An 18,476-nucleotide genomic window follows, 5' to 3' on the forward strand; every position below is an offset into this window, starting at 1 on the left:
CCTACGCCGCACACGCCGGGGGAAGGCTGGACCCCGCGGACCCTAGCCGCCGCACGGTCTCCGATGCGATGGTGTATCGTGACTGCATGTTCACGAGCACCTCCTGGTGGCCCACCCGCTGAGGCGGTGTGCTCGTAACCTGTACACAGACCGCCCTCGAGGCGGTCTTTTCGTTCCCGGACGAAATGCAGCCCGCCCGACCTCGAGAAAGGCCCGGCGATGACCGCGAGCCCCACCCTGCTGGAGGCGACGGTGCGCTCCGGCGAGCCCTTCGCCCTGATCGCGCGCGACGCCGACACCGTCGAACTCCTCACCGGCGACGTCGTCGACGTCGACCTGCTCGCCGACATCCCGCTGCACGACGCGAGCGCCGCCCCTCGCGAGGTGCTCGCCCTGGTGCCGTTCCGGCAGGTCGTCGAGCGCGGCTTCGACTGCCACGACGACCAGGCGCCGCTGCGCTGCCTCGTCGTCAAGGCCCACCACTCGCTGCCGCGCGCGGAGGTGCTCGCGGCGCTCCCCGCCGAGCCGGTCGCCCTCGCTGACGCCGGTTTCGACATTCCGGACGAGGAATACGCCGATATCGTGCGCACCGTCATCGCCGACGAGATCGGCCGCGGCGAGGGCGCGAACTTCGTGATCCGGCGCGACTTCACCGCCCGGGTCGACGTCGACCCGCTGACGGCGGGTCTCACCTGGTTCCGCGCGCTGCTCGAGCACGAGCGCGGCGCGTACTGGACTTTCCTCGTCTCGACGCCCGGGCACCTCGCCGTCGGCGCGAGCCCCGAGGCGCACGTGAGCGCGCAGAGCGGCCCGCCCGCGGCGCCCGGATCCACCACGGTGACGATGAACCCGATCTCGGGCACGTTCCGACACCCCGCCGGTGGCGCGACCGCCGATACGCTGACCGAGTTCCTCTCCTCGACGAAGGAGACCGAGGAGCTCTTCATGGTCGTCGACGAGGAGCTCAAGATGATGAGCGCCGTCTGCAGCGACGGCGGGCGCATCACCGGTCCGCATCTCAAGGAGATGTCGCGCCTGACCCACACCGAGTACATGCTGCGCGGCACGAGCACGATGGATCCGCGCGAGATCCTGCGCGAGACGATGTTCGCCCCGACCGTGACGGGGTCGCCCATGCAGAACGCGTGCACCGTCATCACGCGGCACGAGCGCACGCCGCGCGGGTACTACTCGGGCGTCGCCGCGCTGTTCACCCCCTCGACGTCGGGGCATGACCTCGACGCGCCGATCCTCATCCGCACCGCGTATCTGGTCGACGGGCGCCTGCGCGTGCCCGTCGGCGCGACGCTCGTGCGCCACTCCGACCCGGACGGCGAGGTGGGCGAGACCCACGGCAAGGCCGCCGGGGTGCTCGGCGCGATCGGCGCGATCCCCCGCGACGAGGCCGCCGAGCGCGCGGCGCTCGACGAGGACGCCCCCGCCGCGGAGCGCCGCGCCCTCGCCGACGACCCGCAGATCGCGGAGCTGCTCGCCGCGCGCAACGAACGCCTCGCGCCGTTCTGGCTGAACCCCCAGGGCCCCGAATCCCCGAGCGAGGGCGCACGCCACGAGAGCGCACGCCACGACAGCTCACCGGGCGAGGGCTCACCGGGCGAGGCCGCCGCCCGCACGGCGCTCGTCGTGGATGCCGAGGACCGCTTCACCACGATGCTCGCCCACCAGCTGCGCCACCTCGGCTTCGCGGTGACGATCGCCCCGTGGCACGCGGCCTCCGACGACGCGGTGGACGCGGCCGACGTCGTGGTGGCGGGCCCCGGGCCCGGCGACCCCCGTGACGACGCGAGCCCCCGCATCGCGCGCATGCGCGAGATCGTCGCCGCGCGGAAGGATGCCGGTCGCCCCCTTCTCGCGGTGTGCCTCAGCCACCAGATGCTCGCCGACACGCTCGGCATCGCGCTGGCCCCGCTCGCGGCGCCGCACCAGGGCCTGCAGAAGGAGGTCGACGTGTTCGGCCACCCCGCCTCGATCGGGTTCTACAACACCTTCACGGCACGCGTCCAGCCGGGCACCACCGAGCGGGTCGACCCGGAGACGGGCGAGGTCACCGAGATCGCCGCCGACCCGGCATCAGGCGACGTCTATGCGCTGCGCGGCCCCGGGTACGCGTCGATCCAGGGGCACCTGGAGTCGATCCTGTCGCGCGACGGGCTCGAGACGCTGGACCGCCTCCTGGCGCACGCGCTCAGCCCAGCAGCTGCACGGGGTTGAAGAGGTCGGCGGCGACCAGCACGACGGTCATCGCGATCAGAGCGATGACGACGACGAACGTCACCGGCACGAGCTTCGCGGCGTCGACGGGCGCCGGCGGCGGGCGGCGCCACAGCTTCGCCCAGGCACGGCGCAGGCCGTCCCACAGCGCGACGACGACGTGTCCGCCGTCGAGGGGCAGCAGCGGCAGCAGGTTGAAGACGAACAGCGCGATGTTGAGCGAGCCGAGGATGGTGAGCAGGCTCGAGACGCGGTTGAGGATCGGCGCGTCGGTGGCGGCGACCTCGCCCGCGAGGCGCCCCGCGCCGACGACCGACAGCGGGCTGTTCGGGTCGCGCGACTGACCGGTGATGAGGTCGACGGCGGTGTCGTAGACCCGCGCGGGCAGCTGCCAGATGATGCCGAACACCTGGCCGGTCTGGGCGAGCGCCGCCTGCGGGCCGTCGGCGATCGGCTGGCGCACGTACTCGACGGTCGCCGTCATGCCGACGAAGCCGACCTCGGCGGTCTCGACCGTGCCGTCCGCGCCCGCCACCTGCCGCTCGGCGAGCATCGGCGTGATCTGGAGCGTCTGCTCGGCGCCGCCCCGGCGCACCACGATCGGGATCGTGCGGCCGGGGGATGCCTGCACGATGGCGGATGCCTCGGCGAAGGTCGCGACGGCGGTGCCGTCGACCGACACGATCACGTCGCCCGGGCGGAGGCCCGCCGCCGCGGCCGGCGACGCCGGGGCATCCGGGGTGCACTCGGTCTGCGTCATGCCCGCCGGCAGCACGCACTCGTTCACCGAGGCGATCGTCGTCGTCGCCGTCTGCAGCCCGATGCCGCTGAACACGATCGCGAACAGCACGATCGCGAGCAGGAAGTTCATCACGGGGCCGCCGAGCATGATGATGACCCGCTTGTAGACGGGCAGCTCGTAGAACGCGCGCCCGGTGTCGCCGTCCTCGCCGTCGCGGCCGGCGAGGGTCTCGTCGTTGGCTGCGCGCGCGTCCTGCACCATCGTGGCGAAGAAGCCGCCGCCGGCCTTGCCCTCGGTTCCGGAGCCGTCCGCCCCGTCGCCGGCACCCGCACGACGCGAGGGCGGGTACATGCCCGCCATCGAGATGTAGCCGCCGAGCGGCAGCGCCTTGAAGCCGTACTCGGTCTCGCCGATCCGGCGCGACCACAGCGTCGGGCCGAAGCCGATCATGTACTGCCCGACCCGCACGCCGAAGCGCTTGGCGGGGAAGAGGTGACCGAGCTCGTGCAGCGCGATCGAGACCGCGAGCCCGACGACGAGCAGCGCGACCCCGATGATGAAGGCGATGACGGTCACAGCAGGCGAGGGTATCGCGCGCCGCTTTGAGTTTGCCGAGCCCCGCGGCGGGCGCGCGAGGTTCCCGGGCCCGCGCGGGCACCGAGCCGCGCGCAGCGCCCGGCTCGGTTAGGCTCCCCGATGTGAGGGGGGACGTGAGCACACCCGGCGCGCCGGCACGAGCGCCGCGCGCCGCGCGCGCGCTGCGCGGTTCGACCGCCGCTGCCTGCGCCGTGCTCATCGCCGGCACGGCGCACACTCTCTCCGGCGGGGGCGCGCCGCCCGCCTGGCTGATGCTGGCCGTCACGATCCTCGCCGCCCCGCTGTGCACCCTCCTCGTCGGACGCCGACCGAGCCGGTGGCGCCTCGCGTCCGCGGTCGCCGCCGCACAGCTCGCCCTGCACGCGACCTTCGCCGCCGTCGGCGGCGCGGGACCGATCGGCGCCGCACACGACGCCGCCGCGATGCACGGGGTGCACGCGATGCACGCCGACCTGCTGACGCTGCTGGCGCCTGCGGCCGGCGGCGTCGATCCCGCTGCCGCGGTAATGACTCTCGGCCATGTCCTGGCGGCCGCGATCACGTTCGCCGCACTCGCCTGGGGCGAGCGGATGCTCGCGGCGCTCGCCCGCGGCATCCGGCGCGTTCTGCGGCCGCCGTACGCGCCGCGACCCGCCCGCCCGACGAGCCCGCGGGCCGCGTTCCTCCCGCGTCGCGGCCCGGCCGCCGCGTTCTTCCTGCACTGTGTCACCCGTCGCGGTCCGCCGGCGCGGCGCGCGCTCGCTGCCGCCGTCTGAGGCTCTCCGCCCCGGCGCAGCGTCATCCCGGCCGTCCGCCATCGGGCGCGTCCGTCCTTCGCCGCACGCGCGCCCCGGCTCTCGCCGCGGCCGCACGCAGACACACAGACACAGACACACGGAGAGTTCCCCATGTCCCGCACGCACACCCGTCCCCCGCGCACCACCCGCCGGATCGTCCTGGGCGGCCTCCTCGGCGCGGCGCTCGTCATCGCCGCTCCCCTCGCCGCCTCCGCGCACGTGCACGTCACCCCCGACGAGTCAGCCGCCGGCACCTCGACCCGCCTCGGCTTCTCGTTCAGCCACGGCTGCGAAGACTCCCCCACGACCGCGGTCGTGCTGACGATCCCCGAGGGCGTCGACGGCGTCACCCCGGTCGCCGACGGCGCCTGGACGATCAGCCGCGAACTCGGCGACGACGGCATCCCCACCCAGGTCACCTACACGGCCGTGACGCCGATCGAGAGCGGCATCTCGGCGACGGTCTCGCTCGATGTGATCTTCGCCTCGTCGGCGTCGGGGACCTCGGTCGCCTTCCCGGTGCTGCAGAAGTGCGTCGTCGGCGAGACCGACTGGTCGGAGGTCGCCACGGAGGGGCAGACCGAGGACGACCTCGCCTCCCCCGCTCCCGTCGTCGCCCTCGGCGCGGTCGCGACGGATGCGGGCCACGGTCACGGTTCGCCCGACGCCTCGGATGAGGATGCCTCGGGCGACGCCGATCACGCCGACGCGGATGCCTCGGGCGAGGCCCATGCCGACGGCGCCGCGCAGGCCGATCCGGTCGCCCGGTGGCTGGCCGGTGGTGCCCTCGTCGCCGGTCTCGCCGCCCTCGGCGTGGCCCTCACGGTGCGTCGCAAGCGCAGCTGATCGGAGGTCGTGCGCGCGGCTGATCACCGCGCGCGATCGCACCGCGGGGCTTTGGGGACTGACCACAAAGCCCCGCCGTTTCGAGGCGGGGTTCGTTGTGGCATCCGCGCATCTTCGAACTGTGGTCTGACCACTAGTTCTATCCTGAGATCACGGACCGCGCGGATGGGCGCGCACCGATCGGGAAGACATCTCGACCTCGTATGACCGACCCCACGAGGGCCGAAGGAAGCGATCATCATGACCACCGTCACCCCCCACCCCGCCGCACAGGAATCCGACGCGCAGCCCGCCGCCTGGGCAGGCTTCACCGCCGGCCCCTGGCAGGACCAGATCGACGTGCGCGACTTCATCCAGCGCAACTACACCCCGTACACCGGCGACGCCTCGTTCCTCGCCGGCCCCACCGCCCGCACCACGCGCGTCTGGGACACCCTTTCGGCGATGTTCCCCGAAGAGCGCGAGAAGGGCATCTACGACGTCGACCCGCACACCCCGGCGGGCATCACGGCGCACGGCCCCGGCTACATCATCGAGGGCGACGAGGTCATCGTCGGCCTCCAGACCGACGCCCCGCTCAAGCGCGCCATCATGCCCAACGGCGGCTGGCGCATGGTCGAGGGCGCCCTCGACACCTACGGCTACGAGGTCGACCAGACCCTGAAGACCGTCTTCAGCGAGTGGCGCAAGACCCACAACCAGGGCGTCTTCGACGTCTACCCGCCGAACGTCCGCGCGGCCCGCTCGTCGCACATCATCACCGGACTTCCGGATGCCTACGGTCGCGGTCGCATCATCGGCGACTACCGCCGGGTGGCCCTCTACGGCGTCGACCAGCTCATCGCCGCGAAGAAGATCGACAAGCTGGGCCTGGACACCACGCCCTTCACCGAGCAGATCGCGCGCGAGCGCGAGGAGCACGCGGAGCAGATCCGCGCGCTGCAGGAGCTCAAGCAGATGGCGGCCTCCTACGGCATCGACATCTCCGGCCCCGCGACGACCGCCAAAGAGGCCGTGCAGTGGCTGTACTTCGCCTACCTCGGCGCGGTGAAGGAGCAGAACGGCGCCGCCATGTCGCTCGGACGCACCTCCACCTTCCTCGACGTGTTCATCCAGCGCGACCTCGAGGCGGGCACGCTCACCGAGACCGAGGCGCAGGAGATCATCGACGACTTCGTGATCAAGCTCCGGATCGTCCGGTTCCTCCGCACCCCCGAGTACGACGCGCTCTTCTCCGGCGACCCGACCTGGGTCACCGAGACGATCGGCGGCATGGGCGAGGACGGACGCCCGCTCGTGACGAAGAACTCGTTCCGCTACCTGCAGACGCTCTACAACCTGGGCCCGGCGCCCGAGCCGAACATGACCGTGTTCTGGAGCCCCGAGCTGCCGCAGGGCTTCAAGGACTACTGCGCGCAGGTGTCGATCGACACCTCGGCCGTGCAGTACGAGTCCGACGAGATCATCCGCCCCGCGTGGGGCGATGACGCCGCGATCGCCTGCTGCGTGAGCCCCATGCGCGTCGGCAAGCAGATGCAGTTCTTCGGCGCCCGCGTGAACCTCGCCAAGACGCTGCTCTACGCGATCAACGGCGGCCGCGACGAGGTCTCCGGCAAGCAGGTCTCCCCCGCCGCCGCCCCGGTCGGCGAGGGCGCGCTCGACTTCGACGACGTCATGGCCCGCTTCGACCTCACGATGGACTGGCTCGCCGAGACGTACGTCGAGGCCCTCAACTGCATCCACTGGTCGCACGACAAGTACGCGTACGAGCGGCTCGAGATGGCCCTGCACGACAAGGACGTGCTGCGCACGATGGCCTGCGGCATCGCCGGCCTGTCGGTCGCGACCGACTCGCTGTCGGCGATCAAGTACGCCACCGTCACGCCCGTCTTCGACGAGCGCGGCATCGTGGTCGACTACGACATCGCGGGCGAGTTCCCGACCTACGGCAACGACGACGACCGCGCCGACGGCATCGCCGTCGATCTGGTCGAGCGCTTCATGACGAAGATCCGCCGCCACCCGATGTACCGGAACGCGCTGCCGACCCAGTCGGTGCTGACGATCACCTCGAACGTCGTGTACGGCAAGGCCACGGGCAACACTCCCGACGGCCGCCGCGCCGGCGAGCCGTTCGCCCCGGGCGCCAACCCGATGAACGGCCGCGACACGCACGGCATGCTCGCCTCGGCGCTGTCGGTGGCGAAGCTGCCGTACTCCGAGTCGCAGGACGGCATCTCGCTGACCAACACCGTGGTTCCCGCAGGCCTCGGCCGCACGAAGGAGGAGCAGGTCACGAACCTCGCCGGCCTCCTCGACGCGTACGTCGGCTCCGAGGGCTACCACATGAACGTCAACGTGCTGAACCGCGAGACGCTCGAGGATGCCATGGAGCACCCAGAGAACTACCCGCAGCTGACGATCCGTGTGTCGGGCTACGCCGTGAACTTCGTGCGCCTGACCCGTGAGCAGCAGCTCGACGTGCTCTCGCGCACCTTCCACGGCTCGGTGTAACCCACCGAGTCCCCCATCCACCGCAGACCCCCGAAAGGAGCCGAGACCGTGGTCGCCACACTGATCCACAGCACCATCGAGGCTCCCCTCGGGGGTCTCGAGGTGGCGGATGTCTCCCGCCACGAGCGGCTCACCGCGATGCGCGAGGGCCGGCTCGGCTCTGTGCACTCGTGGGAGCTGGTCACCGCCGTCGACGGCCCGGGCACGCGCCTGACGACCTTCCTCAGCGGATGCCCGCTGCAGTGCCTGTACTGCCACAACCCCGACACCCTCGCCATGAAGGACGGGCACCCCGTCACGAGTGACGAGCTGCTCGCCCGCATCGCGCGCTACCGGGGCGTCTTCCGCGCCACCGGCGGCGGCATCACGCTCTCCGGCGGCGAGGTGCTCATGCAGCCGGCGTTCGCGGCGCGGATCCTCCGCGGCGCGAAGGACCTCGGCATCCACACCGCGATCGACACCTCCGGGTTCCTCGGCGCCGCGGCCACCGACGCGATGCTCGAAGACGTCGACCTCGTGCTCCTCGACGTCAAGAGCGGCGACCCCGACACCTATCGGCGGGTCACCGGCCGCGACCTCGAGCCGACGCTCGCGTTCGGGCGTCGGCTCGCCGAGATGCCGCACGGGCCCGAGGTCTGGATCCGGTTCGTGCTCGTGCCGGGCCTCACCGACGACATCGACAACGTCGAGCGGGTCGCCGAGTACGCCGCGTCGCTCAACGAGGTCATGCCCGGCACCGTGACCCGCGTCGAGGTGCTGCCCTTCCACCAGATGGGCCGCGACAAGTGGGCGGCGCTCGGGCGCGACTACCAGCTCGGCAACACGCAGCCGCCGACCCCCGCACTCACCGAGCGCGTGCGCGACCAGTTCCGCGCGCACGGACTCACCACCTACTGACCTTCCCCACCGACCTCGACCTGCCGCCGCGGCCCCCCGAATCCCGCGTCGGCACCATCCCGCTCACCGGCGAGAGGGACCAGCATCAGTCCGCCTTCCCCATCCCGGCGGGCTGATCGCTTTTCCGCCGCGGGGTCCGCGGGCGGGCGGCAAGCGCGCGGGCGCGCGGCAGGTCCGCGGGCGGGGGCTCAGCCCGCGATGAGCCGGTCCGCCTCGGCGCGCGCCCAGGCCTCCGCCTCGGCGAGGCTCTCCCGGGTGAGCTCCCCGGGAGCGGTGTGCACGTCGACCACGGCGCGGACCGTGTCGAGGATGCCGGGGAAGGCGAGGGCGCCCTCGTGGAAGGCATCCACCGCCTGCTCGTTCGCCGCGTTGAACACCGCGGGGTAGGTGCCTCCCGCGCGTCCGACGTGCTTGGCGAGCTCGACGGCGGGGAACGCCTCGGCGTCGAGCGGCTCGAACGTCCAGGTCTGCGCCGTCGTCCAATCGAGCGGCACCACGACGCCCGCGACCCGGTGCGGCCAGTCGAGCCCCAGCGAGATCGGCAGGCGCATGTCGGGCGGGGATGCCTGGGCGATCGTCGAGCCGTCGACGAACTCGACCATCGAGTGCACGATCGACTGGGGATGCACGGCCACGTCGATGTCGTCGTAATCGATGCCGAACAGCAGATGCGCCTCGATCACCTCGAGGCCCTTGTTGACGAGGGTCGCCGAGTTCGTCGTGACGACGCGGCCCATGTTCCAGGTGGGGTGCGCGAGCGCCTCGGCGGGGGTGACGTCCGCGAGCGACGCGCGCGTCCGTCCGCGGAAGGGCCCCCCGGAGGCGGTGAGCACGAGGCGGCGCACCTCGGCGTGCTCCCCCGCGCGGAGCGCCTGGGCGATCGCGGAGTGCTCGGAGTCGACCGGCACGATCTGGCCCGGCGCGGCGAGCGCCGTGACGAGGTCGCCGCCGACGATGAGCGACTCCTTGTTCGCGAGCGCGAGGGTGCGGCCGGTCTCGAGCGCCGCGAGGGTCGGGCCGAGGCCGATCGACCCGGTGATGCCGTTGAGCACCACGTCGGCGTCGACGTCGCGGACGAGCCGCTCCGCGGCATCCGCCCCGTCGGTCGACGCGAGCGCGGTCGCCTGCGCGGGAACGCCGAACTCCGCGGCCTGCGCCCCGAGGAGCTCGGCGTTCGCGCCCGCGGACAGCCCCACGATCTCGAAACGGTCGCGGCGGTCCCGGATGACGTCGAGGGCCTGCGTGCCGATCGAACCGGTGGAGCCGAGGATCAGAACGCGACGCATGCTGTCAGCCTAACCGCGAGCGCCGGCGGCCCCTGATTTGACAGGGGACGCCGGCGCCGTCGATCGATCAGTGCGCGCGGTGGATCACTGCTGGGCGGCCGGGGCCGTCGCGAGGATGTCGACGACGAACACGAGGGTCTCGCCCTTGAGGTCGGTGGTGTTGATCTCACCCTCGCCGTAGCCGTCGGCGGGCGTCATGGTGACGAGCACCTGCGAGCCGGCGGTCTGGCCCTCGAGCGCCTTCTGGAAGCCCGCGACGACGCCGGTCGTGGTGAGCACCGTCGGCACGCCGCCCTTGTCCCACGTCGAGTCGAAGGTCTCGCCGTTCGACCAGCGCACGCCGGTGTACTGCAGCAGCACCTGGTTGCCGGGCTGCACGACCGCGCCGTCGCCCTTCTTCAGGGTCTCGACCTGGGTCTCACTGGGCGCGGCCTGGCCCTCGGGAATCGTGATCGAGGGCGCGCCGCCGTCGCCGAGGGTGACGGTGGGCATGCCGGCGACGGGCGCCTGGTCCTCGCCCCACGCGGCGGTGGGGGTGACGCCGAGCACGTCGATGACGTAGACGACCGACGGGGTGGTCTCGTCGCCGGTCGCGGTGGCGAGAGTCAGCCGCGAGCCGATCGTGGCGCAGCCGAAGATCTGGCCGCCGTTCTCGGCGGAGATCTGCTCGGGCAGGATCTCGCCGGGTGTGTAGCCTGCCTGCGAGAGCACGGCGCCGGTGGATCCGTCGAGGATCGTGGCGGCGTACTGTACGAAGTCGCCCGCGGCGATCGGGGCGCCGCTGCCCTCGGTCTGCACCGTACGCTGCAGCGTGAGGTCGGTCGTGTCGACGGGCTTGGTGAAGTCGACCGTCGGCACGGCGCCGAAGTCGCCCGTGACGGTGATGCCGTCGGAGACCGCGCCGCTCGGGGCGGCCGAGGAGCACAGGTCGGCCGCGCCCGACGCGGAGACCGACGGCGTGGCATCCCCCCCGCCCGAGCCGGAGCAGCCGGCGAGCAGGATCGCCGAGAGGGCGACGGCGGATAGGGCGGCGAACGGGCGCAGGCGCACGGATGACCTCACAGGAATGGGTGGCGGGAAGGGCCGGGAAGCAGGATGCCGCAGCGCGGCCGTCTCATCCTCTCGCACTTTCATCTGTCCCCGCTGAGAACCGGCATGCGCGGCGCGGAATGGATCGGGGACTACGATCTACGGGTGACGCAAGACCAGGACGGCGCGACGGACGCGCCCGAACCCGCCGCGTCCGAAGCGCACGAGGTGCCCCGCGTCGGCTTCACCTACTACTTCGGGCGGGCCGTGCTGGTGCCGCTCGCCCGTCTGTTCTACCGCCCCCGCATCGAGGGTCGGCGGAACATCCCGCGCACCGGCAAGGTGATCCTCGCGAGCAACCATCTGTCGTTCATCGACTCGCTGGTGATCCCGATGTTCGCGCCGCGCCCGGTGTACTTCCTCGCAAAGTCGTCGTACTTCGAGGGCACGGGCTTCCGCGGCTGGCTGAGCCGCCACTTCTTCACCGCGATCGGCGCGACGCCCGTGCAGCGCGGTGCGGGCCAGGCCGCCCTCGACGCCCTCGACCAGCACCGGCGCATCCTGCACTCGGGGCGTGCGATCGCGCTCTATCCCGAGGGCACGAGGTCGCTCGACGGGCGCCTCTACAAGGGGCGGACGGGCGTCGCGTTCCTCGCTCTCGAAGAGGGGGCGAAGGTCGTTCCGGTGGGTCTCATCGGCACGAACGAGGCGATGCCGGTCGGCGCGAGGATGCCGAACCGCCACCCGCGCGTCATCGTCCGCTACGGCGAGCCGATCGACCTGTCCCACCTCGGGCCCGCCTCGAGCGGCAGGGCCAGGCGCCAGGCGACCGACGAGATCATGGCAGCCATCCACGCCCTGTCGGGTCAAGAGCTCGCGAACGCCTACAACGAGGCGCCCGCCGCGAACCCCGTCGAGCGCCTCAAGCAGGTGCTCCCCCACGAACGGCGCTGACCGCCGCCTGTGTCATTCGACGGCGGTGACCGCCGCCTCGTGCCGCACGGGGAAGTTCACCGAGTTCGCGATGAAGCACCAGTCGTGCGCCTGCGCGTGCGCGGCGCGCGCCGCGTCGATCATGGATGCCTCGGCCACGACGACCCGGGGGCGGAGCACGACCTCGGTGAACGCGCCGCCGCCGCGGCCGTCCTCGGTCATCACGCCGGTCGCCTCGTCGCGGTACGACTCGACGACGACCCCGGCGGTCACGCACGCGTGCAGGTACGACAGCAGGTGGCATTCCGACAGCGCCGCGAGCAGCAGGTCCTCGGGGTTCCACTTGGCCGGGTCGCCGCGGAACGGCCTGTCGGCGGATGCCTCCAGCGCGGGCTTCCCGTCGATGTCGACGGTCACGGTGCGGTCGTAGTCGCGGTAGCCGCTCGTGCCGGTGCCGCGGTTGCCGGTCCAGACGCTGCGCAGGGCGTACCGGTGCTCTCGGTTCATCCCGTCAGTCTGGCATCCGTCCGCCGGGCCGCGGTCGGAGGCGGCGGTAGGCTGGGCCGGTGCCAGAGACCCTGACCGTCGCGTCCTCCGTCGAACTCGCCGTGATCGAGCGCAGCGGCTTCGTCGAATCGCGGCACGCCGGCGCGGCGGTCGTGCTCGACCCCGCGGGCGCGGTCGCGCTGACCCTCGGCGACGTCGAGACGCCGATCCTGCCGCGCTCGAGCCTCAAGCCGCTGCAGGCCCTCGGCTCGGTCACCGCCGGCGCCGAGCTCGCGGGCGAGCGGCTCGCACTCGCCACGGCCAGCCACTCGGGCACCGACCGGCACGTGGCGGTCGTCCGGGGCATCCTCGATCAGGCCGGGCTCGACGAGTCGCACCTCGGATGCCCGGCGGCCTGGCCGACCGACACCGCCACGCGCGACGAGCTGGTGCGCGAGCTCGGCTCGCCCCAGCGCATCCGGATGAACTGCTCGGGCAAGCACGCCGCGATGCTGTTCGCGTGCGTCGCGAGCGGGTGGGACACGGCGACCTACCTCGACCCGGCGCACCCGCTGCAGGTGCACACCCGCGAGGTCATCGAGCGCCTCACCGGCGGGCGCGTCGCAGCGACGGCCGTCGACGGCTGCGGCGCCCCGGTGTACGCGATGGGGCTGTCGTCGCTCGCCCGTGCCGCGCACCGCATCGGCACCTCGTCGGAGCGCTCGCCGTTCGCCCTGCACCGCACCGCCGGCGCGCTCGTGCGCGCCGTGCGCGAGAACCCGTGGGCGATCGACGGCCCCGGCCGCGCCGACACGATCGTCATCGAGCGACTCGGCGTTTTCGCCAAGGGCGGCGCCGAGGGCGTCATGATCATGGTCGCCCCGAACGGTGCGACGGTCGCGCTGAAGGTGCTCGACGGCAGCGGACGGGCGACCACCGCGATCGCCCTCGCCCTGCTCGAGCGCGTGGGCGCCCTGGCTGCCGCCGACGTCGGCCAGACGATGGCCCTGCTTCCGCTCTCGATCACGGGGGGCGGAGTCGACGTCGGCCGCATCCGGCCGACGGTCTAACCGTCCGGATGCCCCGGCTCCACAAGAGCCTGCGGCGACGGACACGACAGGCTCGAAGGAGGGGCTCATGCGCATCAGCGTTCCGACCGAGATCAAGGACAATGAGTACCGGGTGGCGCTCACGCCCGCGGGCGTGCACGACCTCGTGGCATCCGGTCATCAGGTGTACGTGCAGCGGGGAGCCGGCGCGGGCTCGTCGATGGCCGACGCCGAGTACGAGGCCGCCGGCGCGACGTTGCTGGGCGACGCCGCCGACGTGTGGGCGCGGGCGGAGCTGCTGCTGAAGGTCAAGGAGCCGATCGCGGCGGAGTACGGGTACTTCCGCGACGACCTCGTGATCTTCACCTACCTGCACCTGGCCGCCGACCGCGCGCTCACCGACCGGCTCACCGCCGACGGAGTAACAGCGATCGCCTAAGAGACGGTGCAGCTGCCCGAGGGTGGGCTGCCCCTCCTCGCCCCGATGAGCGAGGTGGCGGGACGCCTCGCACCCACGGTCGGCGCCGCGACCCTGCTGCGCTCGGCGGGCGGGCTCGGACTGCTGATGTCGGGTGTGCCCGGCACCCGCCCCGCGACCGTCACGATCATCGGGGGCGGCGTGGCGGGTGCGAACTCCGCCGTCATCGCGGCCGGGCTCGGCGCGGATGTCACCATCTTCGACACGAACATCGCGCGGCTGCGCTTCCTCGACGACCACTTCCAGGGCCGGGTGAAGACGGCGGCCTCGAACCCGCTCGACCTCGACCGGGCGGTCGTCGGCTCCGACCTCGTCGTGGGGTCGGTGCTGATCCCCGGGGCGAAGGCGCCGAAGCTCGTCACGAACGAGATGGTCTCGCGCATGCGGCCGGGGTCGGTGCTCGTCGACATCGCGGTCGATCAGGGCGGCTGCTTCGAGGACACCCGCCCGACGACGCACACCGACCCGACGTTCACGGTGCACGGGAGCGTCTTCTACTGCGTGGCGAACATGCCGGGCGCGGTGCCGAACACCTCGACGTCGGCGCTCACCAACGCGACGCTGCCGTACGTGCGCAGGATCGCGGGGCTCGGCTGGCGGGACGCGCTGCGCGCCGATCCTGCGCTCGCGCTCGGACTCAACACCGCACGCGGGCGGGTCGTGAACCCGGGCGTCGCCGCGGCGCACGGGCTCGAGCCGCTGCCGCTCGCCGACGCGCTGGCGTGAACCGGGTGGCGTGCGGCCGACGCCGGTGAGGCGCGCGGCACGGGTGGCGCGCGAGGCACGGGGGACGCGGGTGGTGCGCGGGGCGACCGGCTCCGGAACACCGTCGCATCACCCCGGCAGCGTGACCCGTCGGGCCGGTGCGCCCGGCGCGATCTCCCACGCCCGGCGCGCCCCGGGGGCCGCGTAGGGCGGCAGCTCACGCCGCCCGGTGACGGCGCGATACTCGGGCGCGCACGCCGCGTCGATGACGAGGGTGCAGTGCTCCCGCGCCTCGGAGAGCAGTCGCCATTGCGCGATCCACCCGTCGGGCGTTCCCACGACGACGTCGCCGGCACCGATCGTGGACGCCCCCGCCTCCCCCACCCCGACGACACGGCGCCCGGCCCGTTCCGCGGCGGCGCGGAGCGCTCCGAGGTCGGCGCCGGGCGGCGCGACGAGCGCGAGCGGGTGGATGCCGCTCAGCGAGAGGAGCGGGGCGCGGTCGAGCCGGCCCGCGGCGCCGGACATCGCCGCGCCGCCCCGCACCGCCGAGAACTGCACGAGGGTGCGTCCCCAGCGGCCGCGTCCCGGGGTGGCGCTGGCGGCGCCGGCGACGAAGTCGGCCGACTCGCCGCCGGCGGCGACGTGGTCGGCGCGGTTCGCGAGCGGCAGCAGCGCGCGGTGCGGCAGCAGTTCGAGCAGCCGCCACGCCGGCCCCGACGCGCGAGCGGTCGCGATCACCAGGGTGATGCCCCGCGCCCGCGCCTCGCGACAGCCGCGCTCGAGGGCGGCGAGCCACGCGCCGGCGTGATCGTCGCCGAGGCGCCCGGCGATCGCGTCGACGTCGTCGACGAGCACGACCGCACCTCGGGTCGCCGAGCTCAGCCCGGCCACCGCATCCCAGGCGCCCTCCGCGTCGGCCGGCACCCACACCGGCGCGGTCGCCTGCGCCGCGATGGCGCGCAGCAGCGTCGTGCGACCGCTCCCCGGTCCGCCGACGACCGCGACGCCGGCCGCGTCCTCCGGCAGCACCACGACACGCTGCCGCTGATGCTCCGGCTCGTCGGCGAGGCCCAGCACGACCTCGCCGGCGCGCGGCGCGCTGCCCGCGATCCGGTGCGCGTCGGCGGGCTCGACCCGATCGGGCAGCGGAGGCATCCACGGCCGCCGGGCGGGGGTCAGCGTAGCCCCGTCGCGGACGACCCGCGCCACCGCCTGCTCGCCCGCCCGCGCGATGCGCACGGTGCGGGGCCCCGCGTCCGCCGCCGCGCGGACGAGGGCCGTGCCCCGTGCCGACGGCGTGCCGGGGAGGCGCACCGCGTCGTCCTGCCCGAGCACGGCGCGGGAGTCGGCGGCATCGGTCACGCGGAACGCGATGCGCAGCGGCGCGTTGGCGAGCACGCCGTCGCGGAAGGCGCCCGCCGCCCGCTGCGAGGCGAGCACCAGGTGCATGCCGAGGGCTCGCCCGCGCGCCGCGATGTCGGCGAACAGGTCGTGCAGCCCCGGGTGCACCGCGACGAGCGCGGCGTACTCGTCGACGACGATCACGAGGCGGGAGAGCGCCCCCGCCGCCTCGGCGATGTCGCGGGCGCCGGACTCCTCGAGCACGCGCTCGCGGTGCCGGATCTCGGCCCGGAGGCTCTCGACCGCCCGCAGCGCGCGGTCCTCGTCCAGATCGGTGAGGACGCCCGTCACGTGCGGCAGGGCGACGAGCGCGTCGAAGGTGCGTCCGCCCTTGAAGTCGACGAGCAGGAACGACACCTCGCGGGGCGAGCGGGAGCGGCACATCGCCAGGATCCACGTCGTCAGCAGCTCGCTCTTGCCCGACCCGGTGACCCCGATGACCACGGCATGCGGCCCGTCGGCGACGAGGTCGAGCGTCACCGGCTCGCCGCCCGAGACCCCCACGACGGCCGCAAGCGAACCCGACCCGCCGCCGCCATCGACCCCCACACCACCGGCACCCGATCCCGCCGCGGGCAGATCCTCCCACGCGACCGCGGCGTCGCCGCGCTGACCGAGCGTCGCGGCGCGCTCGGCGAGCACCGCCGCGACGCGACCGGCCTGCGCCTGCGAGATCGCCTCGACGCGCACGCGGCGAGACGTGCCGTCGTGATCGAGCCGGGCGAGCATCACCCCCGCGCCGCCGCCGATCGCCGACCCACCGCCCGCGTCGGCAGCGCCAGCGTGCGGATCCCCCGCCCCGGCACCGCCCGCCGCCACCTCGAGGGTCAGCACGGCGGCGCACCGGGGCGGAGGCGGCGCTCCCTCGGCGACCTGCACGATCGGGGTGTCGGCGTCGGCGGGCACCGGCCGGTCCCCCGAGCCGGCGAACACCACCGCCCCGCGGGTCGGCGCAGCGTGCGGCAGCGCGGCACCGCCCGCGCCGTCACCGGCGAGCGCGGGCGCGTCGCCGACGAGACGCACCTGTCCGGGCGCCTGCGCCAGACACAGCTGCACGACGAGCGCCCGCACGACGGCCGCGGCGAGCACCGGCGGCCCGCTGACGGCGATGCCCGCCTCGAGCGGCACGTGCACGGGCATGTCGCCGGCGGTGCGAGCCCTGCGGCGTACCGCACGGGCATCCGCTTCCTGCGCGTCGCCGTCCAGGCGCAGCGCGCTCCGCGCCGCGCCGCGGCCGACGACGATCACGTCGGCCCGGCCGGGCACGACACGCCAGATCTCGTCGGGGTCGTCGGCGTACCCGGCGACATCGGGCGTGCGGCGCCACGCCCGGCGCCGCTCCTCGGCGTGCCGCTCCTCGACCTCGCGGCCCAGGTCGACGAGCGCACCGGCCGCCTCGCGGCGTGCGCGTCGCTTCGCACGGCGGGCGCTGCGCAGCCCGTCGGCGAACGAGGCGATCGCCATGAGCGGTCCGAGCGCGGCGAACCACAGCGCCGTGGGCGAGCCGGTCAGCTGCCAGAGCACCACCGCGCCGACGACGGGCACGATCGCCGCGGCGACGGGCAGGCCGGGTCGGGGCGGCGCCGGCGGGGCGGCGGGCAGGCGGAGCGGTTCATCGAGGTCGTCGTGCATGCCCCCAGTCAAGCCACGCGCGCGCCGCCGCGGCGGCGCGGATGCCCGATCGGTGGAGAGAGTGTGTCAGTCGCCGATTGGGGAGGAGGCGGCGTCGTCCGCCGCGCCGGTGCGGTGCGCGTTCAGCACGATGATCGTGATGTTGTCGCGCCCGCCGTTCTCCAGCGCCGCCTCGAGCATGGCGGCGGCGGCCTCGGTCGGGTCGTCGTGCTGCAGCAGGAAGTGCAGGATGCCGTAGTCGGTGAGCTCCTTGGTGAGCCCGTCGCTGCAGATGACGAACCGGTCGCCGTCGACCACCTCGAGCCGCACGTAGTCGGGCGAGACGCCGTCGGAGGGCCCGACGGCGCGCGTGATCACGTTGCCGTAGGGGTGGTTCTCGGCCTCTTCGGGAGTCAGCCGGCCCGCCGAGATGAGCTCCTGCACGACGGAGTGGTCGGTGGTGACCTGAGCGAGCCCGCCGTCACGGAAGAGGTACACGCGCGAATCGCCGATGTTCAGCGTCACCCACGTGGGCTCGTCGCCGCTCAGGTCGAGGTAGACGCCGGTCACCGTGGTGCCAGTGCCCTCGTCGGTGGTCTCGGGGTGCGAGGCGATGTCGGTGACGGCGCGCGCGAGGGCGCGTTCGATCGTCTTCGGCGTGACATCGCCCTTCTCGACGACGGTGCGCAGCCGGTCGACGGCGCTCGCGCTCGCGATCTCGCCGCCGATGTGACCGCCCATCCCGTCGGCGACGACGAACAGCGGATACTCGGCGAGCACGGCGTCCTGATTGACCTCGCGCCGACGACCGCGGTGGGTCACCGCGGACCACTGCAGTTCGATCGCACCGTCCGGCAGCGGGACGGTGTGCGTCTGGGTCGCGGCTTCGGGCAC

The 18,476-nt window shown here is 73.4% G+C and carries 13 protein-coding genes and 1 pseudogene; 8 read left to right on the top strand and 6 right to left on the bottom strand.

The window, feature by feature from the left end; translation table 11 throughout:
- Positions 1 to 219: 219 nt before the first annotated feature.
- Positions 220 to 2,229, top strand: coding sequence for an anthranilate synthase family protein (locus tag LOK55_RS04885; RefSeq protein WP_229934477.1), 2,010 nt, complete (start codon positions 220 to 222; stop codon positions 2,227 to 2,229).
- On the opposite strand, the gene LOK55_RS04890 is transcribed toward LOK55_RS04885, so the two are convergent.
- Positions 2,204 to 3,547, bottom strand: a complete 1,344-nt coding sequence (locus LOK55_RS04890; protein ID WP_229934478.1) for an RIP metalloprotease — start codon at positions 3,545 to 3,547, stop codon at positions 2,204 to 2,206. The genes LOK55_RS04885 and LOK55_RS04890 overlap by 26 nt on opposite strands.
- Positions 3,548 to 3,681: 134 nt before the next feature.
- Here LOK55_RS04890 and LOK55_RS04895 point away from each other — a divergent pair, with 134 nt between their 5' ends.
- The 4 genes from LOK55_RS04895 to pflA all read left to right on the top strand — a co-directional run bounded on the left by LOK55_RS04895 (position 3,682) and on the right by pflA (position 8,601).
- Positions 3,682 to 4,323, top strand: coding sequence for a hypothetical protein (locus LOK55_RS04895; RefSeq protein WP_229934479.1), 642 nt, complete (start codon positions 3,682 to 3,684; stop codon positions 4,321 to 4,323).
- A gap of 132 nt (positions 4,324 to 4,455) precedes the next feature.
- The gene (locus LOK55_RS04900) at positions 4,456 to 5,190 is read left to right on the top strand and encodes a DUF1775 domain-containing protein (protein ID WP_229934480.1); all 735 of its coding nucleotides are present in this window, start codon (positions 4,456 to 4,458) and stop codon (positions 5,188 to 5,190) included.
- A gap of 240 nt (positions 5,191 to 5,430) precedes the next feature.
- The gene (pflB, locus tag LOK55_RS04905; protein WP_229934481.1) at positions 5,431 to 7,704 is read left to right on the top strand and encodes a formate C-acetyltransferase; all 2,274 of its coding nucleotides are present in this window, start codon (positions 5,431 to 5,433) and stop codon (positions 7,702 to 7,704) included.
- Positions 7,705 to 7,764: 60 nt separating this feature from the next.
- Entirely contained in the window at positions 7,765 to 8,601 is an 837-nt protein-coding gene (pflA, locus tag LOK55_RS04910; RefSeq protein ID WP_268252310.1) for a pyruvate formate-lyase-activating protein, read from the top strand.
- Between the two features lie 188 nt (positions 8,602 to 8,789).
- On the opposite strand, the gene dxr is transcribed toward pflA, so the two are convergent.
- Together dxr and LOK55_RS04920 are read right to left on the bottom strand one after the other, a co-directional pair.
- Entirely contained in the window at positions 8,790 to 9,887 is a 1,098-nt protein-coding gene (gene dxr / locus LOK55_RS04915; protein ID WP_229934483.1) for a 1-deoxy-D-xylulose-5-phosphate reductoisomerase, read from the bottom strand.
- Between the two features lie 84 nt (positions 9,888 to 9,971).
- Positions 9,972 to 10,937 carry an FKBP-type peptidyl-prolyl cis-trans isomerase gene (locus LOK55_RS04920; RefSeq protein WP_229934484.1) on the bottom strand — a complete coding sequence of 322 codons (966 nt, stop codon included), beginning with the start codon at positions 10,935 to 10,937 and terminating at the stop codon, positions 9,972 to 9,974.
- Positions 10,938 to 11,144: 207 nt separating this feature from the next.
- On the opposite strand from LOK55_RS04920, the gene LOK55_RS04925 reads away from it, so the two are divergent.
- Positions 11,145 to 11,870 carry a 1-acyl-sn-glycerol-3-phosphate acyltransferase gene (locus LOK55_RS04925; RefSeq protein WP_229934566.1) on the top strand — a complete coding sequence of 242 codons (726 nt, stop codon included), beginning with the start codon at positions 11,145 to 11,147 and terminating at the stop codon, positions 11,868 to 11,870.
- A gap of 12 nt (positions 11,871 to 11,882) precedes the next feature.
- On the opposite strand, the gene LOK55_RS04930 is transcribed toward LOK55_RS04925, so the two are convergent.
- Positions 11,883 to 12,356 (bottom strand): OsmC family protein, encoded by a 474-nt coding sequence (locus LOK55_RS04930; RefSeq protein WP_229934485.1) that lies wholly within the window; start codon positions 12,354 to 12,356, stop codon positions 11,883 to 11,885.
- 59 nt (positions 12,357 to 12,415) lie between these two features.
- Here LOK55_RS04930 and LOK55_RS04935 point away from each other — a divergent pair, with 59 nt between their 5' ends.
- Together LOK55_RS04935 and ald are read left to right on the top strand one after the other, a co-directional pair.
- Complete coding sequence (locus LOK55_RS04935) at positions 12,416 to 13,405, top strand: asparaginase (protein WP_229934486.1); 990 nt, start codon at positions 12,416 to 12,418, stop codon at positions 13,403 to 13,405.
- A gap of 67 nt (positions 13,406 to 13,472) precedes the next feature.
- Positions 13,473 to 14,588, top strand: a pseudogene (gene ald / locus LOK55_RS04940) (alanine dehydrogenase).
- A gap of 108 nt (positions 14,589 to 14,696) precedes the next feature.
- Here the strand turns inward: ald and LOK55_RS04945 are convergent.
- Together LOK55_RS04945 and LOK55_RS04950 are read right to left on the bottom strand one after the other, a co-directional pair.
- Positions 14,697 to 17,603 carry an FtsK/SpoIIIE domain-containing protein gene (locus tag LOK55_RS04945; protein WP_229934487.1) on the bottom strand — a complete coding sequence of 969 codons (2,907 nt, stop codon included), beginning with the start codon at positions 17,601 to 17,603 and terminating at the stop codon, positions 14,697 to 14,699.
- A 66-nt stretch (positions 17,604 to 17,669) separates the two neighbouring features.
- Positions 17,670 to 18,476: a PP2C family serine/threonine-protein phosphatase gene (locus LOK55_RS04950; RefSeq protein ID WP_229934488.1), complete on the bottom strand. Its 807-nt coding sequence runs from the start codon at positions 18,474 to 18,476 to the stop codon at positions 17,670 to 17,672.

Origin of the sequence: Microbacterium sp. F2E (assembly GCF_020905435.1) — a bacterium.
In the GTDB taxonomy this organism is placed as follows: Bacteria; Actinomycetota; Actinomycetes; order Actinomycetales; family Microbacteriaceae; genus Microbacterium; species Microbacterium lacticum.

Bases quoted from the DNA above. Each gene is read 5' to 3' on its own strand.
- LOK55_RS04885 (WP_229934477.1), top strand. From the start codon at position 220: ATGACCGCGAGCCCCACCCTGCTGGAGGCGACGGTGCGCTCCGGCGAG.
- LOK55_RS04900 (WP_229934480.1), top strand. From the start codon at position 4,456: ATGTCCCGCACGCACACCCGTCCCCCGCGCACCACCCGCCGGATCGTC.
- pflB (WP_229934481.1), top strand. From the start codon at position 5,431: ATGACCACCGTCACCCCCCACCCCGCCGCACAGGAATCCGACGCGCAG.
- dxr (WP_229934483.1), bottom strand. From the start codon at position 9,887: ATGCGTCGCGTTCTGATCCTCGGCTCCACCGGTTCGATCGGCACGCAG.
- LOK55_RS04930 (WP_229934485.1), bottom strand. From the start codon at position 12,356: ATGAACCGAGAGCACCGGTACGCCCTGCGCAGCGTCTGGACCGGCAAC.
- LOK55_RS04945 (WP_229934487.1), bottom strand. From the start codon at position 17,603: ATGCACGACGACCTCGATGAACCGCTCCGCCTGCCCGCCGCCCCGCCG.